We start from the raw sequence: 23,661 nt of genomic DNA, 5'->3' as shown, positions 1-23,661 counted from the left end.
CGAAGGGAGCCGCCGCACGGCGCCGCCGTCCGAAAAGCAAAGGCGCTGTTCGCGCGAACAGCCCCAAAGCAAAAAAAGCCGGCGCTGGGCCGGCTTTCCTGCCATGGATCGGCGTCAGAACCTGAACGTGAGGCCCAGGTTGATCGCCACCGGGTCCAGCTTCATCGCCTGGGTCTGGCCCGTCGAATACGTGGCCGTGGTGCGCAGCCGCGTCTTGATGACGCCGCCGTCGACCGACCAGCGCTCGTTCAGGCGGAAGCTGGCGCCGAGCTGAGCGCTGGCAGCCCATTTCGCTTCCAGCGAGAATGTCGACGCCGGGCCGCCAGTGTTCAGGACCGATGTCAGCTGCGCCGAGCCGCGCTCGCGGCGGAAATACGCATAGGTGACGCCCATGCCCACGTACGGGCGGAACACGGCATCGGGCCGGAAGAAACGGTACTGCGCGAACAGCGTGGGCGGCAGCACGTCCACCGTGCCGAGCTGGCCCGTGCCGGCGATCGCGTCCGCGCCGAACAGCTTGTGGCGGTACGGCGCGCCCAGGTCCAGCTCGGCCACGATATTGTCGGTGACGAAGTAGCCCAGGTTCAGGATGGGCTTCGTGTCCGTGCCCACGTCCGCCTTGGTGTTCGGCAGCGCCGGCGCGGACACATTGCCGCTCTCTACTTTCGGCGTGATCTTGTTGACGCCGATCTTGACGGTCCAGTCGCCCTGCGCCTGCGCCGCCGCGCCCGGGGCGGCGCCCAGCGCGGCGGCCAGGATGGCGGCCCATGCAGGCAGTTTCACGGCGATATCGGTATTTTTCATGTTGTTCTCTCCGTGTAATGGCTTACAGCCAGCCCTTGGTCACCAGCGAACGCGACACGTAGCGTGCCAGCAGCAGGTTGTTGAACGGTGTCGGGTGCACCTCGTCGGCATACGAGTAATGGCTGACATCGCCCGACTTCAGGTTGGCGGCGGTGCAGCCCAGCGCGCTGGTGAGCGGATTCTTCTTCTCCGACAGGTCGCATGCCGGCTCCGAGACGTTGGTCAGCCCGTACGGGCCGGGATTGGTTGCCTGGTCGTGGCTGACGGCATACACGTCGACGATCACCGCCTTGCTTTCGGACGCCAGGGCGGACGCGAGCTGGGCGTTGAACGCCCCCACCATCCTGTCGATCAGCGCCCGCACATTGGCATCGCGCGACAGGCCGGCCGGCGTGCTCGCCACATCCGGCAGGTTGTTGACGACGACATAGTTGGCGCCGTTGCCGATGATCTGCGACTTGACCAGGGCGGCCAGTTCGGCGCCGGCGGTGGCCAGCGCGGCCACCAGCGCGGGAGCCTGCGCGGTCACGTAGTCCTCGCCCGCTTTCGCGCCGGCAGCGGAAGCAGCCTTCGTGGCCGCCTCGACCACCGTGGCGACACTGGCCGCTGCATTGACATTGCCGGCCTGGACCGCGGCAACGACGGCCGCCTGCACGATGCTCGCCTGCGTGCTGCCGGTGCGCGCGCTTTCGGTGGCGATGGCCAGCCCGATCAGCCGCACGGCCGTGGCGGGGCTGGCGGTGCCGGCCGCCAGTTGCGTGGCCAGGCTGGTGCCGAAGGCTTGCTGGCCGGCCGTGGTGCCGGCCGCCGTGCCGCCGGCGGAGAGCTGGGCGAGGTTGACGAGCACGTCGTTACCGCCCGCCATCACGAACACCACCTCGTCGCCCTTGAACTTGCCGCCGGCCCTGGCCAGGTGATTCTTCACCTGCGTGACCACCGGTACCGTCAGCGCGCCGACCGGGCTGCCGGTGAGCTTGTGGCCGGCGCCGACCGGGTTGGTGACGCGCGCCCCACCCTGCGCGTAACTGAGGCATCCCGGATGGTCGGTAACGGGTACCGAGAAGCCTTGCGCGGCATTGCCGTCGAGGCCGGTCTGGGCCGGGCACGGTGCCGGCAGCCCGAACTGGGCGGCCATCAGCTCGGTCCAGTTCTTGCCGGTGAGCGCCGGGTTGACGGCCGTGTTGTCGCCATTGATCGTGAACTTGCCGCCGCCGAGCGCCTTGACGGTGCCGACGTTGTAGGTGCCGAGGTCAGACAGGCTGTCGCCGAAGCTGACCTGCGAGGCGAACTTGACCTTGTTGACCTGGGCGCCGGGCTGCGGGTTGCCGCTGTCGCCGCCGCAGGCGGCAAGGATGGCCCCGGCCATCATGGCCAGCGCGAAATTCATGTGTCGCATGGTGTCTCCTGGATTGAGATGTTATTTTTTTAATAGCACGTATGTACTATTTACAATCCAGCTAATATGCCAGCCGTGCCCGTTGTAGCACAAGGGCAATGCGGCAAAAACAACACTGCCCCCACGCGGCCGCGTGGGGGCAGCCGTCAAGGCCGCCTGGCGTTGAAGAACTCGCGTGCGGCGGACAGGCAGAACGGCGCGACCAGCGTGCCATGGTAGCGCTCGGCAACGGCCGCATCCGGATCTTCGTCGTTCATCAACGCATCGAGCTCCACCGCCCGCTTCGCCGCGGCGAATCCGAGACGCTGGGATCGCCAGCCGTCGTTCGCGGTGACATCGCTGTCGAGATCGAGGAGCACGGGGGCGCTGCCCTGCGCGGCGTAGTACTCGCTGGCCGCCGTGGTGTTAAAGAACGGCACCATCGGGTCGGCATCGCCGCCGCACAGCAGCAGCGGCGCCACGGGACGGTAGCGGCGCAGGTCGTTGCGGATGGCCCATTTGCGCAAGTCATTCTCCGGCGCGCACGCCTGCGGTTCGCCGGCGCACGGGCGCGCGGCCATGTCGGCCAGGTAGGCATTGCGATAGCTGGTGCGCACCAGTGGGTGATCTCCGAAGAATGGCGTGGGGCCTTGCGGCTGCGGCATCGAATCGCGCGCGAACAGGGTGGCCGACAGCTTGCCCTGGGCGACCAGTTGTTCCGCCGGCACGGCGCTGGGCAGCAGGTTCTCGATCGTGGGCGCATAGCGCGCCTCGTACATGTCGCCCGGCGCGGCATAGATGCCGGCGCCGGCCCGCTGGCCGGCCGTCGTCACCATCGGCAGGAAACCCGTGATGCCCTGCGTGGGGTAGCCGCTGACCACACTGTCGGCAAAGCGGATCACCGCATACGGACCGGACAGGCCCGCCACGGCCGTGAGCGCGAATTCGCCCGGCAGCGCCTGCATCGCCTTCTGCGCGGCCAGCGCCACGTGCCCGCCCTGCGAATAGCCGGTGACGAACAACCGGGTCGACGGGCTCGCTCCCATCGCGCCGAACGACGTGCGCGCGGCGCGCAGCGCATCCACCATGTCGGCGCCCTGCAGCTGTTCGTCGAGATACGGGTGGTAATCGAGCGTGGAACCTTCGTAGCCCTGGTAGTTCGGCGCGACGACGATATAGCCCTGTGCCGCGAACATGGCGGCCAGCAGCCGCACTTCGGTGTCCGCCAGGTTGGCCATCGTGGCGCGCTTGTCCAGCGTGGTGCCGTGCGCATACACGAGCACGGGGCGGGCGCCCGTGCAGTTCGTGTCGGTGCCGGCCGGTACCATGATGGCCGCGGTGCTCTCCGTCAGCGCATCGCGCGGCGCGGCGGTGCGGTACCGTACCGTCCACGTCGTCACATTGCAGCGAGGCTCGCCCGCGACCGCTTCCATTTCGTCGCTCATCAGCGCGCGCAGCTGGGCGGCGGTCACCGTCTGTACGCGGCTGCCGTCCGGCAGCGTTGCCGGCGCCACGGCGGCCTGCGCCGTTATCGTGCCGCGGCCCGGCGGCGGCGGGGCGGGCGGCGGCGCATCGTCGCCGCCATCGCTGCTGCCGCCACACGACGCCAGCAAGGTAATCGCCAACACGGGAATGCAACGGGACAGGCGGAACGAGTGGAATGAGCGAGACAGATGAGACAAGCAGGACATGGCGGCCTCCACGGAATCACGACGATTCAATCATGGTAGGAAGCGTGGCGGACCGTGGTCTGGCCTGCATCAAACGATGCGGCAAGGAGAATGATGGCGGTGATATGGCTGAGCCTGTGTCCACCTTGGGGTCAACCCCGAAAACGGACACGGGCTCAACCCTGGCAAAGGCAATAAGATGAGCTCGTGTCCGAAAATGGGGTTGACCCCATGGTGGACACGAGCCCGGCTGTTGGCGGATCAGCCGGTCAGGAAACGGTCGATGATGCCGGCCGAGCCGAAGGCGGCACGCCGCAGCCGGTCGTTGATGCCGAGCCAGGTGTCGTCCTGCGGCGGGGTTTCGACGAGGATCAGTTCGACGTCGGCGCGGTCCATCATGCGCAGCGCGGCGTACAGCCCGAAGGCATAGCCGGCGGGGTCGTTCGGCAGCAATTCCTGCGCGGTGGCCTGCACCAGCAGCGGCGAATAGCGGATGACGGCGGCGCGGCGGCCGCGGCCGGCCAGCGTTCGCAGCAGGCCCGGCAGGCGAGCGGTATCGGCCATCGCCACCGGGGCCTTCGGCGCGTAATGCGATTCCAGCGTGCCCGATGCGCGGGGCGCGGCGGCATCCGGCGCGGCGGGCATGGCGCCGATGACGGCGGCGATGTCCGCCGCGCTGATGTGGCCGGGGCGCAGCAGCACGGGGCCATGCGTTGCCAGCCGCGACAGATCGACGATCGTCGATTCGATGCCGACCTGGCTCGCACCGCCGTCCAGCACGGTGATCTTGCCGGCACCGAATTCCTCCGTGAATTCATCCTGCACGTGCTGCGCGGTGGTCGGGCTGACATTGCCGAACTTGTTCGCGGACGGCGCGGCCACGCCGCCCCTGCCCCCCTTGAACGCGGCCAGCAGCGCCATCGCCACCGGATGCGACGGGCAGCGGATGCCCACCGTATCCTGCCCGCCGGACACGGCATCGGGAATATGCGCGTTGCGCCGGACGATCATCGTCAGCGGTCCCGGCCAGAAGGCCTGCGCCAGCCGGCGCGCCTCGTCGGGCACTTCCGCCGCCCAGTAGCCGAGATCGGCACCGGGCGCCACGTGCACGATCACCGGGTGGTCCTGCGGCCTGCCCTTCGCCGCGTAGATGGCGGCGACCGCGGCCGGGTTTTCCGCATCCGCGCCGAGGCCATACACGGTCTCGGTGGGAAACGCCACCAGAGCGCCTGCTTCCAGGCGCGCGGCGGCGTCGAGGATCGCCTGTTCCGTCACGGCGCGATTCCCAGGATGCCGCAGGCGGCCGCCAGCTGCCGTTGCGCTTCCTCGAGCGATGGCGCCACGAACGTGATGTGGCCCATCTTGCGGCCCGGGCGCGGATCGTCCTTGCCATACAGGTGCAGGCATGCGCCGGGCAGCGCCACGACCCGGTCCCACGCCGGTTCGCGCACGCGCGTCGCATCGTCACCCTCGCCGTCGAACCACACGTCGCCCAGGATGTTCAGCATCACGGCCGGCGAATGCTGGCGCACATCGCCCAGCGGCAGCTTCGCCATGGCCCGCACCTGCTGGGCAAACTGGCTGGTGACGCAGGCGTCCATCGTGTAATGGCCGCTGTTGTGCGGCCGCGGCGCCATTTCGTTGACGACCAGCGTGCCGTCGGCAAGCACGAAGAATTCGATGCACAGCACGCCGACGTAACCGAGTTCGGCGACGATCGCCCGCGCCGCGTCCTGCGCCTTGCGAGCGCTATCGGCGGAAACGTTCGGCCCCGGCACGGTGGTGGTGAACAGGATGCCGTCGCGGTGCACGTTCTCGGCGATCGGGTAGACCACCGATTCGCCATCGGCGCCGCGCGCCGTCAGCACGGAAACTTCATACGCCAGCGGCAGCATCTTTTCGAGCAGGCAGGTCACCTGCCCCATGCCCTCGAATGCCTCGCGCACTTCCTCGCGCGTTCGTACACGCACCTGGCCCTTGCCGTCGTAACCCATGCGCACGGTCTTCAGGATGCCCGGCAGCAGGTCATCGGCGATCGCATCGATGTCTTCGAACGAGGCGATCACCTTGTGCGGCGCCGGCAGCACGCCGGATTTGCCCGCGCAGGAAACGAAGAACGCCTTCTCGGCCACGCGATCCTGGGCGACGGACACACCATGGGCGCCCGGCGCCACGAACACGGATTGCGCGAGGCGCGACAGGCTGTCCGCCGGCACGTTCTCGAATTCGGTGGTCACGGCCACGCATTGCGCGGCCAGCGCATCGAGGCCGGCGGCATCTTCATAGGCCGCGTTGACCAGCCGCTGGGCGACCTGGCCGGCGGGGCATTCCTGCGCCGGTTCCAGTACCGCCACCTGGTAGCCCATGCTCTGGGCGGCTTGCGCGAACATGCGGCCCAGTTGGCCGCCACCCATCACGCCCAGCCAGGACCGCGGGGTCGCGGTAGGCAAGGATGGGGAAAAATCGGACTTCATATTACTCATTGACTGGCAGGACCATGGCTTTGGCGGCAGCCGTCTGCTGGGCGCGGAACGCTTCCAGCCGGGTCGCCAGGGCATCGTCGCCGGCGGCGAGAATGGCGATCGCGGTCAGCGCCGCGTTGGCGGCACCGGCTTCGCCGATCGCGAAGGTGGCCACCGGCACGCCTTTCGGCATCTGCACGATCGACAGCAGCGAATCCTCGCCGCGCAGGTATTTCGACGGCACGGGCACGCCCAGTACCGGCACGATGGTCTTCGCGGCCACCATGCCCGGCAGGTGGGCGGCACCGCCGGCACCGGCGATGATCGCCCGCAGGCCGCGCGAGCGGGCACTTTCGGCGTAAGTGAACATCTCGTCCGGCATGCGGTGCGCGGAAATCACCTGTGCTTCGAACGGCACGCCGAACTGCTCCAGCATCGACACCGCATGCTGCATCACGTCCCAGTCCGAGGACGAGCCCATGATCACGCCAACCAGCGGCTTGTTGTGGTTGTCGGCCATCAATCCACCTTCAGCTTCTCGCCCGTCAGGCGTTCGATCGCTTCGAAGTATTTCGCCTGGGTCTTGTCGATGACGTCCGCCGGCAGCGGTGGCGCCGGTGGCGACTTCTTCCATTCGGTCAGGGTTTCCAGGTAGTCGCGCACGAACTGCTTGTCGAACGACGGTGGCGACATGCCCGGCGCATATGAATCGGCCGGCCAGAAGCGCGACGAATCGGCCGTCAGCACTTCATCCATCAGGTGCAGCACGCCGTTGTCGTCCAGGCCGAATTCGAACTTGGTGTCGGCGATGATGATGCCGCGCGTTGCCGCGTAGTCGGCGGCGGTCTTGTACAGTTCGATCGAGATATCGCGCATCTTCGCGGCCAGTTCGGCGCCGATGCGGGTTTCCATCTCGGCAAAGCTGATGTTTTCGTCATGCTCGCCCAGGTCGGCCTTGGCGGCCGGGGTGAACACGGGCTCGGCCAGCTTGTCGGCCTGGCGCAGGCCGGCCGGCAGTTCGATGCCGCACACGCTGCCGGTGGCCTGGTAATCCTTCCAGCCCGAACCGATGATGTAGCCGCGCACCACGGCCTCGACCATGATCGGCTTCAGGCGCTTGGCCACGACGGCGCGCCCCTTCACCTGGTCCACTTCCTCCGGCGACACAACCGATTCCGGCGCCACGCCGGTCAGGTGGTTCGGCACGACATGGCCGAGTTTCTCGAACCAGAAATCGCTCATCTGGTTCAGTACCATGCCCTTGCCGGGGATCGGTTCGTTCATCACCACGTCGAACGCGGACAGGCGGTCGGTGGTGACGATCAGGATCTTGTCGTCGCCGACGGCATAGTTATCGCGGACCTTGCCGTGACCGAGCAATGGCAGGGAGGAAATGGAGGACTGGTAGAGGCTTTTCATAGAGGGGGCGATCTTGAACAATTGCAGAGCAATCAGCGAACCATGAGCTATAAAGCGAAACCGGCGGGGAGGAGAAATCTCCCGCCCGCCGATCGAGAGTTTCCGGATCGAGTGACCCGGAAAGACAGGATTTTACTGCACAATCTGCGCCAGTTCACCGGCCTTGTAGCGTTCCGCCATTTTTTCCAGCGGGATCGGCTTGATTTGCGACGCCCGGCCTTCGCAGCCGAACGACAGGAAACGGGCCTTCACGACCTCTTCCGCCGCCAGGCGCGCCGGCTTCAGGTAGTCGCGCGGATCGAACTTGGAAGGGTTCTGGAACAGGTATTTGCGGATCGCCGCCGTCATCGCCAGGCGGATGTCGGTATCGATGTTGATCTTGCGAACACCGTGGCGGATGCCTTCCTGGATTTCCTCGACGGGCACGCCGTAGGTTTCCTTCATGTCGCCGCCGAATTCGCGGATGATCGCCAGCAGTTCCTGCGGCACCGACGACGAACCGTGCATCACCAGGTGGGTGTTGGGAATGCGCGCGTGGATTTCCTTGATGCGGTCGATCGCCAGGATGTCGCCGGTCGGCTTGCGGGTGAACTTGTAGGCGCCGTGCGAGGTGCCGATGGCGATCGCCAGCGCGTCGCACTGGGTGCGCTCGACGAAGTCGGCGGCCTGGGCCACGTCCGTCAGCAGCTGTTCGCGGGTCATCGTGCCATCCGCGCCGTGGCCGTCTTCCTTGTCGCCCTTCATCGTTTCGAGCGAGCCCAGCACGCCCAGTTCGGCTTCGACCGTAACGCCGATCGAGTGCGCGAACTTGACGACTTCACGCGACACTTCCACGTTGTATTCGTAGGATGCGACCGATTTGCCGTCCGCTTCCAGCGAACCGTCCATCATCACGGACGTGAAGCCGGAACGGATCGCGGCCATGCACACGGCCGGCGACTGGCCGTGATCCTGGTGCATCACCACCGGGATATGCGGATAGGCTTCGACGGCGGCATCGATCAGGTGGCGCAGGAACGCCTCGCCGGCATACTTGCGGGCGCCGGCCGAGGCCTGCATGATCACCGGGCTGTTGACGGCATCGGCGGCGGCCATGATGGCCTGGACCTGCTCCAGGTTGTTGACGTTAAATGCCGGCAAGCCATAGCCGTTTTCGGCGGCATGGTCCAGCAGCTGACGCATGGATACGAGGGACATGGTAGTACTCCAATCAAATAAAAACCTGTGCGGAGGAACGGGAGAACTGCGCGCCGGGGCTGCGGCCTGGCGTCCCTCCTGAATTCTTTATGAGAACTCGCCTACTTTAACGATTTTCAGCGCGTTCGTGCCGCCGACCTGCCCCATCGGCTCACCCCATGTGACGACGATCATGTCGCCCTTCTTGGCGATGCCGTATTCGACCAGCAGATCCTCGGCCTGTTTCAGCACCTCGCCGCTGGTGCCCTGCTGCAGCAGGTAATGCGCGCGCACGTTGCGGTAGATGGAGACCTTGCGCTGCGTGGTCACGCTCGGCGTGAGCGCGAAGATCGGCGTGTCGATATTGTGGCGGCTCATCCACAGCGGCGTGGAGCCCGATTCGGTCAGCGCCACGATGGCCTTCACGCGCAGGTGGTGCGCGGTGAACAGCGCGCCGTAGGCGATCGACTGGTCGATGCGGGTGAAGCGCACGTTCAGGAAGTCGGCGTCCAGCTTGTTGTATTCGGATTGCTCGGCATCCACGCACACGGCGGCCATCATCTCGACGGTCTCGACCGGGTAGCGGCCGGAAGCCGTTTCGGCGGAAGTCATCACGGCATCGGTGCCGTCCAGCACGGCGTTGGCCACGTCGGACACTTCGGCGCGCGTCGGCACGGCGTTGAAGATCATCGATTCCATCATCTGCGTGGCGGTGATGGCGAACTTGTTCGATTCGCGCGCCATGCGGATCATGCGCTTCTGCAACGCCGGCACGGCGGCGTTGCCCACTTCGACGGCCAGGTCGCCACGGGCCACCATGATGCCGTCGGAGGCGTTGAGGATTTCCTGCAGCGCGGGGATGGCTTCGGCGCGTTCGATCTTGGCGATCATCTGCGGCTTGTGGCCGTACGGCTCGCCGGCGATGTTGGCCAGCTGGCGCGCCATCGACATGTCGGTGGCGTTTTTCGGGAACGAGATGGCGAGATAGTCGGCCTGGAAGCTCATCGCGGTCTTGATGTCTTCCATGTCCTTCGCCGTCAGCGCCGGCGCCGTCAGGCCGCCGCCCTGGCGGTTGATGCCCTTGTTGTTGGACAGTTCGCCGCCGATCTTCACCGTTGTGTAGATCTCGTGGCCGGCGATCTTGTCGACGACCAGCACGATCAGGCCGTCGTTGAGCAGCAGGTGGTCGCCGCTGCGCAGGTCGTTCGGCAGGTTCTTATAGTCGAGGCCCACGCGTTCCTGGTTGCCCAGTTCGCCGTTCTCGCCCCATTTCGCATCGAGGATGAACTTGTCGCCGTTGGCCAGGTCGATCTTGCCGCCGTCGAACTTGCCGACCCGGATCTTCGGGCCCTGCATGTCGGCCATGATCGCCACTTCCCGTCCGCACTCCGCCGCTGCCTGCCGCACGAGGTTGGCGCGATCGATGTGATCCTGGGCCTTGCCGTGCGAGAAGTTCAGCCGCACCACGTCCACGCCCGCCCGGATCATCCGGATCAGAACGTTCAGGTCGGTGGAAGCGGGGCCGATGGTTGCAACGATTTTAGTGCCACGGGACATTGAGGTTTCCTCGAAGAGTGGGTCGTTAAAATTCAGGTCGTTCAAAGAGAAAAGCGCAGCGACTGTGCGCTGCGCTTTTTCGTTCAGGTAGCGCTACGCTCCGTTGAGCGAGACTCCAGGATCTCGACTGCTGGGAGGGTTTTGCCTTCCAAAAACTCCAGGAAGGCCCCGCCGCCGGTAGAGATATAACCGATTTTATCGGTAATGGCATATTTTGCAATCGCCGCCAGCGTATCGCCGCCGCCGGCGATCGAAAATGCCTTCGAGCCGGCGATCGCCAGCGCCAGCGTCTTGGTGCCTTCGCCGAACTGGTCGAACTCGAACACGCCCACCGGGCCGTTCCAGACAATGGTGCCGGCCACGGCGATCTGTTCCGCCAGCAATTTGGCCGTTTTCGGACCGATGTCGAGGATCATGTCGTCGTCGGCCACGTCCGCCACGTCCTTGACGGTGGCGGCGGCGGTCGGGGCGAACTCTTTCGCGCACACGACATCCACGGGAATCGGCACCTGCGCGCCGCGCCTGGCCATCAGCTCGATGATGGCTTTCGCTTCTTCCACCAGGTCCGGCTCGGCCAGCGACTTGCCGATCTTCAGGCCGGCGGCCAGCATGAACGTGTTGGCGATGCCGCCGCCGACGATCAGGTTGTCCACCTTGTCGGCCAGCGATTTCAGGATCGACAGCTTGGACGACACCTTGGAGCCGGCGACGATCGCCAGCAGCGGGCGGGCCGGCGCACCCAGCGCCTTGCCCAGCGCATCGAGTTCGGCCGCCAGCAGCGGGCCGGCGGCGGCGACCGGCGCGAACTTCGCGATGCCGTGCGTGGACGCTTCGGCGCGGTGGGCGGTGCCGAACGCGTCGTTCACGTACACGTCGCACAGTTTCGCCATTTTCTGCGCCAGTTCGTCGGCGTTCTTCTTTTCGCCCTTGTTGACGCGCACGTTTTCCAGCAGCACGACCTGGCCATCCTGCAGGCTGTCGAGGCCGGCGCCGTCGACCCAGTCCCGCTTCAGTTCGACCGGCTGGCCGAGCAGTTCGGCCAGGCGCGCGGCGACCGGCGCCAGGCTGTCTTCCTGCTTGAACTCGCCTTCGACGGGACGGCCCAGGTGCGACGTGACCATGACCTTCGCGCCGGCCTGCAACGCGGCCTGGATCGCCGGCACGGAAGCGCGGATGCGGGTATCTTCGGTGATATTGCCGGCATCATCCTGCGGCACGTTGAGGTCGGCGCGGATGAACACCCGCTTGCCTTGCAGCGCGTTTTGCGCGATCAGATCCTGGAGACGAATGAAGGACATGGCTTCCAAAGGGACAAGTGGTAGAAAGATCACTATTTTACCGCATGGATGGAAGCGTCCGGACTTATTGGTAAGAATGCAACAACCCGGGCAACAATCGTAAAGCGGTGAACAACAGCATGCCGAACACGATCGTCTCGAGCATGCGGCGGCGCCAGGCGAACCAGGCGACCGAGGCGATGCCGGCGATCAGCTTGGCGTTGGCCAGCTCCAGGTGAATGGTGCCGCCGTCCAGCAGCAGGTCCGGCGCGATGATCGCGGCCAGTGCGCACGACGGCGCATAGCGCAGCATTTCCTGCACCCGTTTCGGGATCGTGACCTTGTGGCCCACCAGCCAGAAGCCGCTTCGCGTGATCGCGGTGGCGATCGCCAGCGAGACGATGACGATCCAGATCTCGAGATCAGACATGGTCGGCCTTCCGGTTTTCCTGGCGCCTGGCGCGCAGCTTGTCCCCGGTTTCCTCGACGATCATCGCCGTCCCCATGCCCACCACCACGGCGGCCAGCAGGCCCAGTTTATAGGGAAGACCGGCCGCCAGCACGGAGACGGCGGCGGCGACCAGCACGCCGCACAGCGCCGGGCGGCTGGCCACCATCGGCACCAGGATGCAGACGATCGCCAGCGTGCCGGCAAAGCCCAGCCCCCACTCGGTGGGCACGGCATTGCCGAGGAAAATCCCGATCACGGAGCCGATCTGCCATGCCGCGCAGTTCGGGTACAGCAGGCCCTTCAGGAACGACACCTTGCCCGGCGCCGGTTCCGGGTCGGGATAGCGCTGCAAATAAAGGGCCACGGAGATATCGCCCGACACGAAGCCCAGGCCCAGTCGCTTGTGCCAGGGCAGCGAGGCGAAATGGGGCGCGAGCAGCACGGAAAAGATCACGAACCGCAGGTTGATCACGAGCGCGGTCACGAAAATCACCCAGATCGGCGCATTGGCGGCGATCAGCGGCAATGCGGCAAGCTGGGCGGAACCGGCGAATACCAGCAAGGTCATGCCCATGGCCTGCGGCATCGTCAGGCCGGACTTGATCATCGCCACGCCGACCACCAGGCCCCACGCGCCGATGCCGAACAGCGTGGGCAGCCCGGTGCGAAAGCCATCGCGCCAGGCGGCTGCATCGTGGGTGGCAAAGTCTTGGTCGCGCATGTGGTGTAGTTGCCACACATCGCGAACGAGCTGGCGGCCTGGGCTTTTTTGTGTGGGGAATGAGCGCGACATTGTACTGGCGATTCTTGCAAGGTGCCCGAATCCGTTAAAATCGTGCTTTTTGAACCCGGAGCACCAGAAGATGACCCAAGCCACTACGCCAGTCGAACTCGAAGGTAAGGACCTGCCGGCATACTGCCCGAACCCGGCCATGCCGCTGTGGTCCTCGCACCCTCGCGTGTTCCTGGATTTTGCCCGTAACGGCGAAGCCAAGTGCCCGTATTGCGGCACCACGTATCGCCTGAAGCCGGGCACGGTTGTCGGCCATCACTGATCGCCCCGGGGCCGCGGAGGCGTCATGAAGAAAAAACAGCACAACGGCAGCCCCGGCGAAGTCGAGGCGGCGTTTTATGACGCGCTGAACCGCGCCGACATCGACGCCCTGATGGCGCTGTGGGCGGACGACGAGGAAATCGTCTGCATCCACCCGAACGGTGCCCGGCTGCTGGGGCACCGCGCGATCCGCGCATCGTGGGAGCAGCTGCTCGAACACGGCGGCCTGCACATCCACCCGTCGCAGCTGCACGAAATGCACAACCTGATGAGCGCGGTGCACACCGTGATCGAAGGCGTGACCGCCGCCACCGGCGAACCCGCCCACCTGGTGGCCACCAACGTCTACCTGAAAACGCCGAAGGGCTGGCGCATCACCGTGCACCACGTCTCGGTCGCTCCCGGCGTCGTTCCCGCCGAACCGGCCAGCCAGGTGCTGCACTAAGAAACAAAGACCTAAAAAATAGGGACGGACCGGGTCGCCGGACCGCCTGTTTTTGAAGAAATTTCTTCAAAAACAGGGTCCGTCCCCAATTATTCCGGATGAACTACTCCGCTCCCTTCTGGCTCCCCAACGGGCACTTCCAGACGATCTATCCCGCCAAGTGCATTCCGAAACCGGCGGTGCCGTTTCGCCGCGAGCGATGGACGACGCCGGACGGCGATTTCATCGATGTCGATTTCGTCGACGGCGCACCGGGCCAGCCGTTCGTGGTGCTGTTCCATGGGCTCGAAGGCTCGTCCGACAGCCACTACTGCCGCGCGCTCGGCAAGGAATTGCTGGAGCGCGGCTGGTCCGGTGCGATCCCCCACTTCCGCGGCTGCTCGGGGGAAGCCAACCTGGCGCCGCGCTTCTACCACTCCGGCGACGCCGCCGAAGTCGACTGGGTGCTGCGCCGCCTGCAGCCGCGCGCGACCGGCAAGTTCTACGCCTGCGGCGTTTCGCTGGGCGGCAATGCGTTGCTGCGCTGGCTGGGCGAGTCGCAGCACGCGGCCGAATTCGTGGACGCGGCCGTGGCCGTTTCCGCGCCGCTCGACCTGGCGCGCGGCGGCGAAGCGCTGGGCCGCGGCTTCAACCGCCTCTACCAGCGCATGTTCCTGCAGACGCTGAAACCCAAGTGCGCGGCCAAGCTGGCGCATTTCCCCGGCCTGTTCGACCTGGAGGCCATGCTGACGGCGCGTGACCTCTACACGTTCGACAACGTGGTGACCGCTCCCCTGCACGGCTACCGCGACACGGACGACTACTGGAACCGCGCCAGCGCGAAACACGTGCTGGCGGACATCACCGTGCCCACCCTCGTGCTGAACGCGCTGAACGACCCGTTCCTGCCGGGCATCCACCTGCCGCGCCATGCGTCGCCGCACGTGGTGCTGGACTATCCCGAGGAAGGCGGCCACGTGGGCTTCGCCACGGGCCGCCTGCCCGGCACGCTGAGGTGGCTGCCGCGCCGGATGCTGCATTTCCTCGAAGGGGGCGCCAGCATCGGCGCGCCGCAAACGACGCCGCTGTGAGAAGCTCCCCCCATGGATGACATCGTAAAACAGGCAATGGCCAAGTGGCCGAACGTACCCTACTGCTACGGCTGGCTGGCCCTGGACGCGCGCGGCAACTGGCGCATGCGCGACGAAACCGCGCAGCGCCAGGCCCTGCCGGGCGACAAGCTGGCCAATGCGGCGCTGGTCGGCTTCATCGCCCGCAACTACCAGCACGACGAAGGCGGCAACTGGTATTTCCAGAACGGGCCGCAGCGCGTGTACGTGCAGCTGGAAACCACGCCGTTCGTGGCGCGCACCGACCCGGTCCACGGCTTCGTGCTGCACACCGGTGCGCCGTTGGTCCATGTCGACGGGGCGTTCATGACCGAGGCGGGAGAGCTGATCCTGCAGGCCGGCGACATCGTCGCCCAGCTCGACGACCGCGATGCCGCCCAGGTGCTGGCAGCGCTGGAATCGGATGGCCGGCCGCTCGGCGACGAAGCGCTGCTGGCCTGGCTGGAAGGCGGCGCGCCGGCCGCCCCCTCATTGCGGGTCAGCGGCAGTTCGCTGCCGCTGCAGCGGATTGCCCGCGCCGAAGCAGCGGATCGGTTCGGTTTCCGGAAAGACCCCACGCCGGCCGCGTGATGTCGCCGCAGTCCCCTGCATCGGGCTTGCCCTTGTTCTCGTTGCGGCCGAACGGATCGTCCTTGTCCGTGCCGGCAGCCGGGCCGGCGCTGACGCGGAACGACGCGCCGCCATAGTCCTTGTCCTTGCCCTTCTCGCCCATCGCCTCGCGCCGTTTCGCCTGCCATTCGCGCTCGCGCGCATCGATCACGGCCTGCTCGTAGAACGACGCATCGGGCGACTTGCGCGCCAGCTGCAGCTGGTCGAGCGCGGCCATCGTGCCGCCCAGCAGCGCGTACGATTCAGCCAGCGCGATATGCTGCAGCGCCAGCTTGCCCATCTTCGAATACGCCTGCGCCAGCAGATCCTGCAATTCCGCCTCGCTGCGGTACTGCCGGAGCTGGTCGCGCAGGAAGCGCTCGGCCTCTTCCGGCTTGCCGCCCTTGATCAGCGCATCGGCATATTGCCAGGCGATGCCGCGCGATAGCGGATATTTCGCATGCGCCGCCAGGCCTTCGGCGATCGCCTGTGCCATCACGTCCGGCCTGCTTTCCTGGTCGACCTTGATCTCCAGCGACGTGTACGCAAGGATGCTTTCCGCCACGCCCTTCGGCAGCGGCGAACTGAACGCGCCGGCCGCCGGTGGCCGCTCGACCGTCGCCCTGGCCTTGTCGAGCCAGGCCTGCGCGCCGGCATGGTCGTTGCGCTTCAATGCCAGGAACGCCATGCCGTACTGGCCGGCCGCGATCTCGTGGCGGCTCTGCTGCGCCATCTGGTTGCGGAAGAATTCCTCGGACAGCGCATAGCCCTTGGTGGACGGGTCCTGCAGCACGCGGGCACGCGAGCGCACGATGAAGAAGTCCAGCGCATCGATCCGCTGCCGGTAGGGCTGCTCGCGGATGCGCGCCTGGATGTCGGCGATCCGCTCGGTCGTCAGCGGGTGGCTCATCAGCCAGGGCATCGACGTGTCGTACATCTTCGTGGCATTCTGCATGCGCTGGAAGAACGCCACCATGCCGTTGGTCTCGTAGCCGGCCGCGCCCATGATCTGGAAGCCGACCCGGTCCGCCTCGCGCTCGGCGTCGCGGCCGAAGTTCAGCTGGCGCTGGATCGCCATGCCCTGCCCGCCCATCATCACGCCCATCGCCGCATCCGGGCTGTCCTTCGCCACCAGCGCCGCCAGGATCATGGCCGCCAGCGGGATCAGCGCATCGGTCTTCTGCTCGCCCAGCTGGCGGGCGATGTGGCGCTGCGCCACGTGCCCGATCTCGTGCGACAGCACCGAGGCCAGCTCGGATTCCGACTGCGCGGCCAGCAGCAGCGCCGAGTGCACGCCGATGAAGCCGCCCGGCAGCGCGAACGCGTTCAGCATCGGATCGCGCACGCAGAAGAAGAAGTAATCGTAGTTCGCTTCGCCGCGCGCCCCCGGCCGCGCCGTGACCAGCGTGTTGCCGAGATTGTTCAGGTATTCGATGATCGGCGGATCTTCGAGGTAATCGCGGTTGAAGCGGATATCGCGCATGATCTCCTCGCCCAGCTTGCGCTCGATCACGGGCGACAGGGCCTCGCGCGACGTGTCGCCCAGGCTCGGCAGGCTCGGCACGTTGGTCGGCGCCTGGGCTTGCGCCGGCACCGCCGAGGCGGAAATGGCGAGTGAAGCGGCAATGGACAGCAGCAGGCGGCGTGGCAATGTGCGGGAAAATCGGGTGGCGTTCACGGTGCTATGATACCTTTTCATTCAGTAAACTGGTTTTCCACATGTCCGAGCCCACCCACGAACTTGCCCACGAACTTACTCATTTCGATACCACCGGCCAGGCCCACATGGTCGACGTCGGCGCGAAGGCCGAAACCCACCGCATCGCCGTCGCCACCGGCAGTATCCGGATGAAACCGGAAACGCTGGCCATCATTCTAGCGGGAAGCGCCAAAAAGGGTGACGTGCTCGGCATCGCCCGCATCGCCGCCATCATGGGCGCCAAGCGCACCAGCGACCTGGTGCCGCTGTGCCATCCTCTGGCGCTCACGCGCGTAACCGTGGATTTCGAGACCGACGAGGCTGCTTCGTCGGTGCACTGCCGGGCGCAGGTGGAGACTTACGGGAAGACCGGGGTGGAAATGGAAGCGCTGACCGCCGTGCAGGTGGGGCTGCTGACCGTGTACGACATGTGCAAGGCGGTCGACCGTGGCATGGTCATGCTTGACATCCGGGTGCGGGAGAAGCACGGCGGCAAGTCGGGGGACTGGTCGGCGACGAGCTGAAGTCCCACGGCCTGATTTCCGATCCGGTAAAAGCAAAAAGCCGCCATGCGTTACGCATGGCGGCTTTCAGGATTGATTGAACGACGATCAGTTCTTCACATAACCGGCGGTCACGCAGGCACCGGAGTAGGTCCAGGTCAGGCGCTGGGTACCGGAAGCGGCGTCGCCACCGGCAGTGGTCGGGGTCAGCACGCAGGTGTCGGTGGTGGCGATGCCCTTGACGGCGTTCGGCGTCGCGGTGATGGCGCCGTTGGTCACTGCCAGGCTGTTGAACACGCCGGTCGTCGATGCGGCCGGAGTCTTCGGCAGACCGCTGCCCGCGGTAGGATCGGCACCGCCCGTGGCGGCATCCATGGCGTCGAGTGCCACGCCGTTCTGGAATGCTTCTTCGATGGCCAGCTTGTACGAAGTCATCTGGCTGACGACTTCGGTGTAGGCGGCGCGTTTCACATAATTCTGGTACGCAGGAATCGCCACGGCAGCCAGGATACCGATGATGGCAACGACGATCATCAGCTCGATCAGGGTGAAACCGGCTTGGGCTTTCTGGTTCATGGATTTCATGGTGAGGCTCCTTCAGGTAGATAACAGAACGGGGTTGGTATGCTTGATATAGAGCAATACGCGTGCCAGCCGGCTTTCAGGCAAAAAGTCGCCGGAATCCGTTGGAACAATGCTTTATCGGCACGCATAGTGACATTTTTCGTCAGCCCGGCTTCCGCAAATTGTCACAAGACCCTGCAAAAACTGTCAGCTGACGATTTTTGTCAATTCAACCTGAATGCCATTTGCGTGCCGGAAAGATCCAGCACATCGCCGTCCGCCAGTGCCTGCGGCAATTTGGCGAGCGCATTCCCGTTCAACAGTGGAATACGGTCGCCTTCCGTGTGCACGGCCGCATAGCCGGCGTCGGTACGGTTGATGACCACCACCTGCACGCCGGCGCGGCCGAGGCTGGTTTGCGGCTTGTTCAGTTCCACCCGGCGGCCGGCATTGCTGCCGTTGAGCACTTCGATGCGGGCCGCGGGCAGCGTGACCGGCACGGAGGAAATGCCGCTGATGGCGCGGATGCCGTCCGCCACGAATTCGATCCGGTACCTGGCCAGCTTGATGGTGTCGCCATGCTGTAGGAAATGTTTTCCCACGCGGTGGCCGTTGACGAACGTGCCGTTGGTCGATTGCAGGTCTTCCAGGAACGAGTCGTCGAGGATCGTCGTGATCGCCGCGTGTTCGCCGCTGACGGTCTGGTGTTCGAGCACGATGTCGTTGTCGCGGCGCCGGCCGATCGTCATGCGCTCCTTGGTGAGCTGCACGGTTTTTTCCAGTACGCCATCGCGGGAAATCAGGATCTTCGCCAACGCATCGCCTCCAATCGGGTTGCCAAATAAAAACGAGGGCCGAAGCCCCCGTCATTATCGGACAACCCGAGCCAGCCCGGGCGGAATTGCTTAAATTACAGCATTGCCTTCAGCAGGCGGGCCATCTCGGACGGGTTCTTCGTCACGGTGATGCCGCAGGCTTCCATGATTTCCAGCTTGGCATCGGCGGTATCGGCACCGCCGGAGATCAGCGCGCCGGCGTGGCCCATGCGCTTGCCCGGAGGAGCGGTAACACCGGCGATGAAGCCGACGACCGGCTTCTTCATGTTGTCCTTGATCCAGCGCGCGGCGTTGGCTTCGTCCGGACCGCCGATTTCGCCGATCATGATGACCGCGTCGGTATCAGGATCGTCGTTGAACATGCGCATCACGTCGATGTGCTTCAGGCCGTTGATCGGGTCGCCGCCGATGCCGACTGCCGACGACTGGCCCAGGCCCAGCGCGGTCAGCTGACCGACGGCTTCGTACGTCAGCGTGCCCGAACGGGACACCACGCCGATACGGCCCTTGCGGTGGATGTGACCCGGCATGATGCCGATCTTGATTTCGTCCGGGGTGATCAGGCCTGGGCAGTTCGGGCCCAGCAGCAGGGTCTTCGAACCGGCCTTGGCCATGCGATCCTTGATTTCCATCATGTCGCGGACAGGAATGCCTTCGGTGATGCAAATCGCCAGTTCCAGCTCGGCTTCAACGGCTTCCCAGATCGCGGCGGCGGCGCCGGCTGGCGGCACGTAGATCACGGAAACGGTTGCACCGGTTTCCGATGCCGCTTCCTTGACGGTTGCGTAGATCGGAATGCCTTCGAAATCTTCGCCGGCTTTCTTCGGGTTCACACCGGCCACGAAGGCCTCTTTGCCGTTCGCGTAGTCGCGGCACATGCGGGTGTGGAACTGGCCGGTCTTGCCGGTGATGCCCTGGGTGATGACTTTGGTGTCTTTGTTGATCAGAATAGACATATTCGTTCCTTAATTAAGCTTGACCGGCAGCAGCGGCAACAACGCTCTTCGCTGCGTCTTCCATCGTGTCGGCGGCGATGATCGGCAGGCCGGAGTCGGCCAGCATCTTCTTGCCCAGGTCTTCGTTGGTGCCCTTCATGCGCACGACCAGCGGTACCTGCAGCGAAACTGCCTTCGATGCAGTGATCACGCCTTCGGCGATCACGTCGCAACGCATGATGCCGCCGAAGATGTTCACCAGGATTGCCTTCAGGCCCGGGTTCTTCAGCATGATCTTGAATGCTTCGGTCACTTTCTCGGCCGTTGCGCCACCGCCCACGTCCAGGAAGTTGGCCGGCTCGCCGCCGAACAGCTTGATCGTGTCCATCGTGGCCATGGCCAGGCCGGCGCCGTTCACCAGGCAGCCGATATTGCCATCCAGGGAGATGTATGCCAGGTCGAACTTCGATGCTTCGACTTCGGCCGGGTCTTCTTCGTCCAGGTCGCGGTAGGCGACGATTTCCGGGTGACGGAACAGCGCGTTCGAATCGAAGTTGAACTTGGCGTCCAGCGCGATCACTTTGCCGTCGCCGGTCAGGATCAGCGGGTTGATTTCAGCCAGCGACGCATCGGTTTCCCAGTAGGCTTTGTACAAGCCTTGCAGGTTGGTGCGCGCGTCGGCGATCGAGGCTTCCGGCACGCCGATCTTGCGGGCGACGTCGTCGGCATCCGCATCGGTCAGGCCCACGGCCGGGTCGATGATCACGTTGTGGATTTTTTCCGGGTGCGATTCGGCCACTTCTTCGATGTCCATGCCGCCTTCGGAGGAGGCCATCAGCACCACGCGCTGCGAAACGCGGTCGGTGACCAGCGAGATGTACAGTTCCTTCTTGATGTCGGCGCCTTCTTCGATCAGCAGGCGGCGCACTTTCTGGCCGTTGGCGTCGGTCTGGTGGGTTACCAGCTGCATGCCCAGGATCTGGTCGGCATATTCCTTGACCTGTTCCAGCGACTTGGCGACCTTCACGCCGCCGCCCTTGCCACGGCCACCGGCGTGGATCTGCGCCTTGACCACCCATACCGAGCCGCCCAGGGTCTCGGCAGCTTTCACTGCTTCGTCCACGGACAGGCACGGAATGCCGCGCGGAACCGTCACTCCGAACTTCCGGAGGATTTCTTTGCCTTGATACTCATGGATCTTCATGCTGGCTTCCCTTCTGATGCTGAATTTGAAATGGGTTGGATGTTGCTGCTGCTTCAGTCGTGCGGCACCTGGGCTGTGGCGGCGGCGTGCGCCGCCCAGCGTGGGTCGTTACCGGGCCATCGGCGCGTCATCGATGAAGATGGCGTGGCAATCGGGCGGAGACGGTTTTTCTGCGGGTGCGTGGCGCTGGCGGCAACCGGAATCATGGAAGCCAGCAGGGTGTCGTTGACTGAGATGTCGGCGTCATGGGGGTCGCAATCCCACGGTGCATCCCCGCGCGCGAACGCCTGGATGTCCATGGCGCGCAGTGGGGAAAGCGCACTCTCGATAGGATTTGACAGAGACATAACACCGATGCCGCTCGCGCGGCCAAATTAGTAAGCAGCCATGTACTGAATTCGTACGTTGCCGCAGCTTCTACGGACAACCACCGCACCCGCGGTGCTGCATAAAACCACAAAAGTGTAGCACACCGTTCAGGCACTGGATAGCAAAGTGATCGTACGACTGCGGCCGCCGGCGGGCTGCCACGCTGCCCGCCGGACGAAAAAAACCGGTGACAGGCTCCCGTTTTCAGGAAACATTTCAAAAGAATCGGAGCCTGTCACCGATTTTCCAGCGATTCCAAGGCAACAAAAAAGCAGCCCGCGGGCTGCTCTTCACTGCGTGAATATCAGATATTTCCAAAGTCATCATCCGGGTCGTAGCCCTTCATCGCCGCGCGCACGGCCTTTTGCGAAAAGCCGCGCCCGATCAGGAAGCGCATCTGCTTGCCGCGCTCCTCGGCATCCTCGGCGACCTTGCCGCGGAACTTGCGGTTCCAGACTTCGCAGCAGCGCGCCACTTCATCCTCGGCCAGCCCGGCCTTCAATTCCTGCAGCGCCTCGCCCTTCACGCCATGACTTTGCAGTTCGGCCAGGATGCGGCTGTTGCCGTAACGGGCCGAGCGCCGGTGGATCAGCGATTCGGAAAAGCGCTCTTCCGACAGCCAGCGGTTCTTTTCCAGCCAGTCGAGCAGCGCATCGATATCGTCGCCCTCTTCCGCGTGGCGCGCCAGCTTGCGGGCCAGCTCCAGGCGGCTGTGCTCGCGGGTGGACAGCAGGCGCAGTGCGCGGGCTTTCAGGCTGGGAGGTGGTGCGCGCATCGGTATGGTTGGTGATGAAAAGCGTTATGGTTGATAAAGCGCGGCCAGTATAAAAAAACATCGCCACCGCCGCAAAGCGGTCGGTGGCGATGAGAGCCTCGTTACGAGACCAGGGGATCAGTTCGGGGCGTCGGCAAGCTTACTCGACAGCCTTCAGCTTCGCCGGCACGGCTTCGCTTTCGGCCGACTGCAGCTCGCGCACACCCAGCGAGACGCGAACCTTGTTCTCGATCTCGCGGGCCAGCGCCGGACGCTCGCGCAGGTAGGTGCGGGCATTGTCCTTGCCCTGGCCGATGCGCTCGCCGCCGTAGCTGTACCACGAGCCGGACTTCTCGACGATCTTCGCTTCCACGCCCAGGTCGATGATCTCGCCTTCGCGGGACGTGCCTTCGCCATACAGGATGTCGAAGTGCGCTTCCTTGAACGGCGGCGCGATCTTGTTCTTGACGACCTTCACCTTCGTTTCGTTACCGATCACTTCGTCGCCCGACTTGATCGAGCCGGTACGGCGGATGTCCAGGCGCACGGAGGCGTAGAACTTCAGCGCGTTACCGCCGGTGGTGGTTTCCGGGCTGCCGAACATCACGCCGATCTTCATGCGGATCTGGTTGATGAAGATGACCAGCGTGTTGGTACGGTTGATCGTGCCGGTCAGCTTGCGCAGCGCCTGGGACATCAGGCGTGCCTGCAGGCCCGGCAGCGAGTCGCCCATGTCGCCTTCGATCTCGGCGCGTGGCGTCAGCGCCGCCACCGAGTCGATCACGATCATGTCCACGGAGCCGGAACGCACCAGCGCATCGCAGATTTCCAGGGCCTGTTCGCCCGTGTCCGGCTGCGAAATCAGCAGCTCGTGCAGGTTGACACCCAGCTTTTGCGCATAGGTCACGTCCAGCGCGTGTTCCGCGTCGATGAACGCGCAGGTGCCGCCGATCTTTTGCATTTCTGCAATGGTCTGCAATGTGAGCGTGGTTTTACCGGACGATTCCGGACCGTAGATCTCGACCACGCGGCCACGCGGCAGGCCGCCGACGCCGAGCGCGATATCCAGGCCCAGCGAGCCGGTAGACACGGTCTGGACTTCTTCCAGCGGGGCGCTTGCGTCCATGCGCATGACGGAGCCCTTGCCGAACTGCTTTTCAATCTGTGCCAGTGCCGCGGCCAGCGCCTTGGCTTTTTCGGATGCAGGTACTGCCGCTTTCTTGTCGTCCATGATGTCTTCGCCTTTATCGATTCAGAGATTCCTGTTGGTACAGGCAGTACTGTATATGCATCCAGTGGTTTTTGCAAGCGCTAAGTGATGTGCAAGCGATGCCCCAGGTGATGCCGCCACAGTGCTTTTACAGCGCTTTGCCAATGGGCGTCGCACATTGAGTACAATGAAATAGCCAC

25 protein-coding genes are annotated in these 23,661 nt (G+C 64.9%); 5 read left to right on the top strand and 20 right to left on the bottom strand.

From position 1 onward, the window contains the following. Positions 1–114: 114 nt before the first annotated feature. The 12 genes from GJV26_RS16510 to GJV26_RS16455 form a co-directional block, all read right to left on the bottom strand. The gene (locus GJV26_RS16510; RefSeq protein WP_155709784.1) at positions 115–804 is read right to left on the bottom strand and encodes an OmpW/AlkL family protein; all 690 of its coding nucleotides are present in this window, start codon (positions 802–804) and stop codon (positions 115–117) included. A 22-nt stretch (positions 805–826) separates the two neighbouring features. After that, complete coding sequence (locus GJV26_RS16505; RefSeq protein ID WP_155709783.1) at positions 827–2,200, bottom strand: SGNH/GDSL hydrolase family protein; 1,374 nt, start codon at positions 2,198–2,200, stop codon at positions 827–829. 146 nt (positions 2,201–2,346) lie between these two features. Then, positions 2,347–3,792 carry an alpha/beta hydrolase family protein gene (locus tag GJV26_RS16500; RefSeq protein ID WP_155709782.1) on the bottom strand — a complete coding sequence of 482 codons (1,446 nt, stop codon included), beginning with the start codon at positions 3,790–3,792 and terminating at the stop codon, positions 2,347–2,349. A gap of 318 nt (positions 3,793–4,110) precedes the next feature. Further along, on the bottom strand, positions 4,111–5,124 hold the full coding sequence (locus tag GJV26_RS16495; protein ID WP_189441859.1) for an L-threonylcarbamoyladenylate synthase: 1,014 nt from the start codon (positions 5,122–5,124) through the stop codon (positions 4,111–4,113). Continuing rightward, complete coding sequence (locus GJV26_RS16490; protein WP_308807632.1) at positions 5,121–6,323, bottom strand: 5-(carboxyamino)imidazole ribonucleotide synthase; 1,203 nt, start codon at positions 6,321–6,323, stop codon at positions 5,121–5,123. Before GJV26_RS16490 ends, GJV26_RS16495 begins: the two co-directional genes overlap by 4 nt. A gap of 1 nt (position 6,324) precedes the next feature. Then, a complete protein-coding gene (purE, locus tag GJV26_RS16485; protein WP_155709780.1) occupies positions 6,325–6,831 on the bottom strand; it encodes a 5-(carboxyamino)imidazole ribonucleotide mutase in 507 nt (168 codons plus the stop codon). Then, entirely contained in the window at positions 6,831–7,730 is a 900-nt protein-coding gene (locus GJV26_RS16480) for a phosphoribosylaminoimidazolesuccinocarboxamide synthase (RefSeq protein ID WP_155709779.1), read from the bottom strand. The genes purE and GJV26_RS16480 overlap by 1 nt, the downstream gene beginning before the upstream one ends. Positions 7,731–7,862: 132 nt before the next feature. After that, a complete protein-coding gene (gene fba / locus GJV26_RS16475) occupies positions 7,863–8,927 on the bottom strand; it encodes a class II fructose-bisphosphate aldolase (protein ID WP_155709778.1) in 1,065 nt (354 codons plus the stop codon). Positions 8,928–9,014: 87 nt separating this feature from the next. Next, on the bottom strand, positions 9,015–10,463 hold the full coding sequence (gene pyk / locus GJV26_RS16470; RefSeq protein WP_155709777.1) for a pyruvate kinase: 1,449 nt from the start codon (positions 10,461–10,463) through the stop codon (positions 9,015–9,017). Between the two features lie 83 nt (positions 10,464–10,546). Then, positions 10,547–11,761 (bottom strand): phosphoglycerate kinase, encoded by a 1,215-nt coding sequence (locus GJV26_RS16465; RefSeq protein WP_155709776.1) that lies wholly within the window; start codon positions 11,759–11,761, stop codon positions 10,547–10,549. A gap of 64 nt (positions 11,762–11,825) precedes the next feature. After that, on the bottom strand, positions 11,826–12,170 hold the full coding sequence (locus tag GJV26_RS16460) for an AzlD domain-containing protein (RefSeq protein WP_155709775.1): 345 nt from the start codon (positions 12,168–12,170) through the stop codon (positions 11,826–11,828). Continuing rightward, positions 12,163–12,912, bottom strand: coding sequence for an AzlC family ABC transporter permease (locus GJV26_RS16455; RefSeq protein WP_155709774.1), 750 nt, complete (start codon positions 12,910–12,912; stop codon positions 12,163–12,165). The genes GJV26_RS16460 and GJV26_RS16455 overlap by 8 nt, the downstream gene beginning before the upstream one ends. Before the next feature lie 142 nt (positions 12,913–13,054). On the opposite strand from GJV26_RS16455, the gene GJV26_RS16450 reads away from it, so the two are divergent. The 4 genes from GJV26_RS16450 to GJV26_RS16435 all read left to right on the top strand — a co-directional run bounded on the left by GJV26_RS16450 (position 13,055) and on the right by GJV26_RS16435 (position 15,369). Then, a complete protein-coding gene (locus tag GJV26_RS16450; protein WP_155709773.1) occupies positions 13,055–13,246 on the top strand; it encodes a zinc-finger domain-containing protein in 192 nt (63 codons plus the stop codon). Between the two features lie 24 nt (positions 13,247–13,270). Next, the gene (locus tag GJV26_RS16445) at positions 13,271–13,690 is read left to right on the top strand and encodes a YybH family protein (protein WP_155709772.1); all 420 of its coding nucleotides are present in this window, start codon (positions 13,271–13,273) and stop codon (positions 13,688–13,690) included. 98 nt (positions 13,691–13,788) lie between these two features. Then, the gene (locus GJV26_RS16440; RefSeq protein ID WP_155709771.1) at positions 13,789–14,760 is read left to right on the top strand and encodes a YheT family hydrolase; all 972 of its coding nucleotides are present in this window, start codon (positions 13,789–13,791) and stop codon (positions 14,758–14,760) included. A gap of 12 nt (positions 14,761–14,772) precedes the next feature. Next, complete coding sequence (locus tag GJV26_RS16435; RefSeq protein WP_155709770.1) at positions 14,773–15,369, top strand: DUF2946 family protein; 597 nt, start codon at positions 14,773–14,775, stop codon at positions 15,367–15,369. On the opposite strand, the gene GJV26_RS16430 is transcribed toward GJV26_RS16435, so the two are convergent. Then, on the bottom strand, positions 15,278–17,086 hold the full coding sequence (locus tag GJV26_RS16430) for a M48 family metalloprotease (protein ID WP_155709769.1): 1,809 nt from the start codon (positions 17,084–17,086) through the stop codon (positions 15,278–15,280). The genes GJV26_RS16435 and GJV26_RS16430 overlap by 92 nt on opposite strands. A gap of 20 nt (positions 17,087–17,106) precedes the next feature. Here GJV26_RS16430 and moaC point away from each other — a divergent pair, with 20 nt between their 5' ends. Further along, positions 17,107–17,610: a cyclic pyranopterin monophosphate synthase MoaC gene (moaC, locus tag GJV26_RS16425; RefSeq protein WP_155709768.1), complete on the top strand. Its 504-nt coding sequence runs from the start codon at positions 17,107–17,109 to the stop codon at positions 17,608–17,610. A gap of 87 nt (positions 17,611–17,697) precedes the next feature. Here moaC and GJV26_RS16420 read toward each other — a convergent pair whose 3' ends face one another. The 7 genes from GJV26_RS16420 to recA form a co-directional block, all read right to left on the bottom strand. Next, positions 17,698–18,165 carry a pilin gene (locus GJV26_RS16420; protein ID WP_155712530.1) on the bottom strand — a complete coding sequence of 156 codons (468 nt, stop codon included), beginning with the start codon at positions 18,163–18,165 and terminating at the stop codon, positions 17,698–17,700. A 212-nt stretch (positions 18,166–18,377) separates the two neighbouring features. Beyond that, on the bottom strand, positions 18,378–18,968 hold the full coding sequence (locus GJV26_RS16415; protein ID WP_155709767.1) for an FHA domain-containing protein: 591 nt from the start codon (positions 18,966–18,968) through the stop codon (positions 18,378–18,380). Between the two features lie 95 nt (positions 18,969–19,063). Next, positions 19,064–19,945, bottom strand: coding sequence for a succinate--CoA ligase subunit alpha (gene sucD / locus GJV26_RS16410; RefSeq protein ID WP_145648775.1), 882 nt, complete (start codon positions 19,943–19,945; stop codon positions 19,064–19,066). Positions 19,946–19,958: 13 nt separating this feature from the next. Further along, on the bottom strand, positions 19,959–21,128 hold the full coding sequence (gene sucC, locus GJV26_RS16405; RefSeq protein WP_155709766.1) for an ADP-forming succinate--CoA ligase subunit beta: 1,170 nt from the start codon (positions 21,126–21,128) through the stop codon (positions 19,959–19,961). Positions 21,129–21,181: 53 nt separating this feature from the next. After that, complete coding sequence (locus GJV26_RS16400; protein ID WP_155709765.1) at positions 21,182–21,427, bottom strand: hypothetical protein; 246 nt, start codon at positions 21,425–21,427, stop codon at positions 21,182–21,184. 374 nt (positions 21,428–21,801) lie between these two features. After that, positions 21,802–22,272 carry a recombination regulator RecX gene (recX, locus tag GJV26_RS16395; protein WP_155709764.1) on the bottom strand — a complete coding sequence of 157 codons (471 nt, stop codon included), beginning with the start codon at positions 22,270–22,272 and terminating at the stop codon, positions 21,802–21,804. A 139-nt stretch (positions 22,273–22,411) separates the two neighbouring features. Beyond that, positions 22,412–23,482, bottom strand: a complete 1,071-nt coding sequence (recA, locus tag GJV26_RS16390) for a recombinase RecA (protein WP_155709763.1) — start codon at positions 23,480–23,482, stop codon at positions 22,412–22,414. Positions 23,483–23,661: the final 179 nt, after the last annotated feature.

It is taken from the genome of Pseudoduganella dura (assembly GCF_009727155.1).
Lineage (GTDB): Bacteria > Pseudomonadota > Gammaproteobacteria > Burkholderiales > Burkholderiaceae_D > Rugamonas > Rugamonas dura.
Note: the sequence above shows the minus strand (reverse complement) of the source record. Positions and strands in the feature narration are given on the sequence as shown.